The organism is Nostoc sp. 'Peltigera membranacea cyanobiont' 232, from assembly GCF_002245985.1.
GTDB lineage: Bacteria > Cyanobacteriota > Cyanobacteriia > Cyanobacteriales > Nostocaceae > Nostoc.
In genome coordinates this window covers 1-4,267 of the sequence record NZ_NOLK01000300.1, presented here as the reverse complement: position 1 = coordinate 4,267, position 4,267 = coordinate 1, and the positions used below count along the sequence as shown (strand labels likewise).

Below are 4,267 nucleotides of genomic sequence, written 5' to 3'. Positions count from 1 at the left end.
TCAGTAGGCAGGTCAACGAAGAAATTCTCATCAAACCGCCCTTTCCTCTTGAACTCAATAGGCAGCGCTGTTGGATCATTACAAGTTGCCACCACAAACACCCCCGCCGTACATTCAGACATGAAAGTGAGTATATTCCCCAGAATCCTTTGTGATACTCCAGAGGTATCGCCATTAGCTGAAAGTGCTTTCTCGACCTCATCAATCCACAAGATACAAGGTGCGATCGCTTCAGCAGTCTTGAGTGCGCGGCGGACATTGCCCTCAGATTCTCCCACCAGGCTACCAAGCATCGAGGCAATGTCTAATTGCAGCAGTGGAAGATTGAGTATGGTTGCAATGTTCTTTGCTACTATCGATTTACCCGTCCCTGGTGGCCCTGCTAGTAACACACCTTTAGGTTGGGGTAGATTTAGCGATCGCGCTTCTTGGGAAAATAACCGGCTGCGGCGTTGCAACCAATCCCGCAATAAATCCAAACCACCAAAGGGTATGGTCGCTGATTTACCCAATTCGATACCCATTTGAGCGAGTAGGCGGGTTTTGTATTCGACAACCAAAGGGATGACCGTAGTATCAATTACTATACCTTTAGAAGTTAATCGCTCTTTAACAGTCAGCCGCAGAAAGTCGCTAATTTCCTCCAGCGTCAAGCCTAAAGCTGCCCTTGCCAAGGTTTCTTTATCTTCAGTGGTGAGAGATACGGTAAAAGTTACCTCTTGCTCACTGGCAGATTCTTGCAAGTATAGTAAATATGATTCTAAGTGGTCTTGAATTTGCTCAATGCTGGGCAAAGGAACTTCACAGCAAGGAATTAGTCTCAGCAAGGATTCGTGCAGTTGAATGTTTTGACCTAAAAACACAATTCGCTTTTCAGTCGGTTTGAGGCGATGGTACAAGTTTTTTACTCTGGTGAGGATTTCCCAACTCAATTGGAGAGAGTTTTTACCGACAAAAGGGTGAACATCTCCCAGGATGAAAACCCCATTACCGCCGAAATTGTTGATGTACTCGAACACATATATTAAAGGGTCTATGTTATGAGGCTTTTTATATGTCTCGACTGATTTGAACACCAGTCCACCGTCGTCAGCAATCAGACATTGCTCCAAGCCGGAAACTCCCAAATTCCAGAAGTACACAGGACTGTTAAGTTTGTCCATCACTTCAGTAGTTAACCACTGAATGATAGTGGCTTCTTCGGGGGACAGAACATCTATTGCCACGATGGGTATTTGAGAATCAATGGTGGTAATCAGGTTTGATAGTTTCATTGTTGTGAATTTTGATCGGGTATGGGAGAAAGTTTTTCGTGAGTGGTAACAAGATGCACGACTACTTCGTAAACTTCGGCATCGCCGTTAAATACTTCAGCAACTCCAGAAGAATTTGGATGAGCAATGGCGGAAATTAGGGCATTGAGTAGCGCGCACAGTCCTTCCGCGTTTCCTTTGAGAATTACTGGTTGCCGCGCTCCTTTTGAGGGGTAAATATGGAGCATCGGATAATCTTCAGGTAGTTCGCTCTTGACATCTCCCCCGGCTAGAAGGCGGAGGATTCTAAACTGATGTTGCTACGGCGGCTATAAGCTGCCGTAGCAACGTTTGCGATATGATTTATTTAATCTCTTGAACAAATCAATTCGCTGTGGCACTGTCAAAGATGCCCTACCCACCTCGGCTAGGTTTAATCCTAGCTGTGTGGCTACTTTTCTCAGAATGTTGGCGCTTCCATTACAATCTGCATTAATAATGGAGCCATCCTTACTTTTGTACTGACCTCTATTTGTACGGGTTCCGCTTGCTTTCCACCCTTCTGGTTTTTCTCCATATTTGGGCAGGGAGTCGCAATCAAGAAATGATGCCTTAGAAGTGTAAGCTTCCTCAGTAATTGTTAAAGTAATTCCGTACTCTGGACAAAGTTGTTTCAGTCTATCTATCAATCGACTGGTTGGGATGACTACAAAATTCTGGTTATTTCTTTTTCCCATGTTTGAATTCTGTTTCTGTCCAACATTCCAACCAATGACCAAGTTACCAACTCTGTCATTGAGGCATTGATTAATAATGAATCGGGCTGCTTTATTAATAGCATCTCGCATCTGGTTATTACGTTTACGCTGCACTCTATCAAGGTTAGAATCCCAATAAAAATCTGATTTACCTTGCTTGTATTTGGCAACCAAACGAGAATAACCTTGATTCATTGATCGTAATTTACGACCATCAATGATTAAACTTTTACCACGGGTAGATACTCCTGTTAACCAGTTTCCGCCCCCGTGGTCAAAACTCCAAGCTTGTGTGTAATCAAGATTTGGATTGTGGTCAATTGGTTCTTTACCATCCTCAATTACCCAATCGATCCAGAGTTGTCCTAAATTGGGTCGTACAGTAACTTCTCTAACCCAATCAGAATCAATAAAATCTGGTAGGTCTAACTTAATTTCAGTCAGCAATTCTGGTTTACTTTCCTTACTAATTGAAGGTTTAAAATACCCATCCACAAAGGTCAAAGCCTGACGCGGAAAGGTAACAGCAGCTAGTCCTCCTTTCTTACGATATTTTGGTAGGGATGGTTTGTCTACTTCACCTTTGTAGTAAAGCTTAACCAATTCGTTATAAGCAGTTATCGACTCCCCTACAGACTTTAGGGTTTGTTGAGCAGACTGGGCAGCCATTGACTTGTAGTGGCTGTTCAGTTTTAGAAGCTTGTCAAGCTCCGCATAAGAAGAACCACAACGATAAGTTTTCCAACCACTTCTTAAATCATCTCCACGCCAATAAGTTGTAAAAGCGTTTTCATGCTCTTGAAGCATTGAATAATGAGCTTTTTTCACTTCATAAAGAGCGCAATTAATTAGGCTATTAGCGTGTTCGCACTGGTTCAGCCAGAAGGCTAATTCTTCATTAGAAAACTTGGCTCTAATTGGGATTGTTTTAAACACTTGCTTTACCCTCCTATGTATTATATTATTGTTTGTTTAGGTGAGGAACAAGCAAAATAGGGAAGATCAGGGGGAATTATTGAAGATATTTCTCCGTTGTCTCCCCCTCTCCCTTGTCATTATTTATTGGTGCAGTCGTTGTTGATGAGTAATGATGCTACGAAGCTGTTGTTGAGATTCTGGTTTGTAAGTGCGATCGCCCTCTACCACACCCAAAGCTTCCTCAAAGGGTTGGGTTGCTTCTAGGCACGACAAACCCTCAAATCCCTCGGCTTCTATTTTCACTTCACCTGTAACAGTGTCAAAATGTATCAATATTGCCCGTTCCATAAGTTACCTCCGTACTTGTTGAGTTTGCTGGTGTGCTGAAAATGCAAGGCGCAGGGTATGTACCTGACCGTTGGTTTCTTCTGTGATGGTGCATTCTCCCAAATGTTCTTGTAACTGGGCTGCTTTAGCGCGAACCATCTTCTGTCCGTAGGCTTGTATTAGGGTGTGCGAAAAGAAGTCTTCTCCTAATCGGGGTACAGTTTCATAGGCATCATGGATGAGTTGATACACCCCTGCCTCTTGATCCCACATAAACCCGATATCTGCACGGACACTTAAACTACGACCAGGGACAACAATCTCAGCGCTTTTCCCCTGGGAGTCGTCGTAATAACCTCTCAGCGATTGTGGTTTTTCATAAACTTGGACGGTAAGCTGCAAATCTTGTAGAGCTTGTACTAAACATTCACGGTTAGTTAGTTTTGTAGTGACAGTTGAAAAGTGTGACATTTCCTACCTCTAAATACTGTGGACATTGTTTTTTCTAGCGAAGTTTGAGAGACATCGCTGTAGCTCTGGTTAAGCCCATACCCTCATCACTTGCTAATCGTTGGAGATGGCGTTGTTCATCCAGAAGCTTGGAGCAAATTTCATCCATTTTTTTCTGCAACTGAGAACGCCCTTGTGAATCCAGCTTTTTGGCATCCACAGAAGCGTTTTCGAGAACATTTTCTAGATGAGCCATCATTTGTCCAAGACTGCTACCTGCTTCAAAACTGGCGTTAGCCAAAAGCATTTGGACTTTTTTGAAATGGCGTTCCATCTTCTTCTTGAAGTTGACTGGCTTGCGTCCTGGTTCCCAATTGCTCAAATCTTCGAGCAGCTGAGCTGCTAATTGTTCTCCTCCTGCGATCGCTGATTCTCTCAGTGTTTGTTCTAAATTTCTGTCATACTGTTCGATAAACCGAGTTATTTGCCCTAAGCATTCAGCTTGTTTCTCTGACAATTGTTCACTGATGGCGGGAATAATGACAGGACGACCAATTACTA

5 protein-coding genes and 1 pseudogene are annotated in these 4,267 nt (G+C 43.1%); all 6 read right to left on the bottom strand.

The window, feature by feature from the left end; genetic code table 11:
- Positions 1-1,274 (bottom strand): AAA family ATPase (locus CDG79_RS39380; RefSeq protein WP_094346899.1); only part of this gene is annotated, 1,274 nt, incomplete at its 3' end.
- Positions 1,271-1,501: a hypothetical protein gene (locus CDG79_RS39375; RefSeq protein WP_094346898.1), complete on the bottom strand. Its 231-nt coding sequence runs from the start codon at positions 1,499-1,501 to the stop codon at positions 1,271-1,273. The genes CDG79_RS39380 and CDG79_RS39375, both read right to left, overlap by 4 nt.
- An 81-nt stretch (positions 1,502-1,582) precedes the next feature.
- Entirely contained in the window at positions 1,583-2,947 is a 1,365-nt protein-coding gene (locus tag CDG79_RS39370; RefSeq protein ID WP_094346897.1) for an RNA-guided endonuclease InsQ/TnpB family protein, read from the bottom strand.
- Positions 2,948-3,070: 123 nt separating this feature from the next.
- Complete coding sequence (locus CDG79_RS39365; RefSeq protein WP_094346896.1) at positions 3,071-3,277, bottom strand: DUF2997 domain-containing protein; 207 nt, start codon at positions 3,275-3,277, stop codon at positions 3,071-3,073.
- Positions 3,278-3,280: 3 nt separating this feature from the next.
- Positions 3,281-3,727: a DUF1257 domain-containing protein gene (locus CDG79_RS39360; RefSeq protein ID WP_094346895.1), complete on the bottom strand. Its 447-nt coding sequence runs from the start codon at positions 3,725-3,727 to the stop codon at positions 3,281-3,283.
- 34 nt (positions 3,728-3,761) lie between these two features.
- Positions 3,762-4,267: pseudogene (locus tag CDG79_RS39355) on the bottom strand (hypothetical protein); the annotation flags it as partial.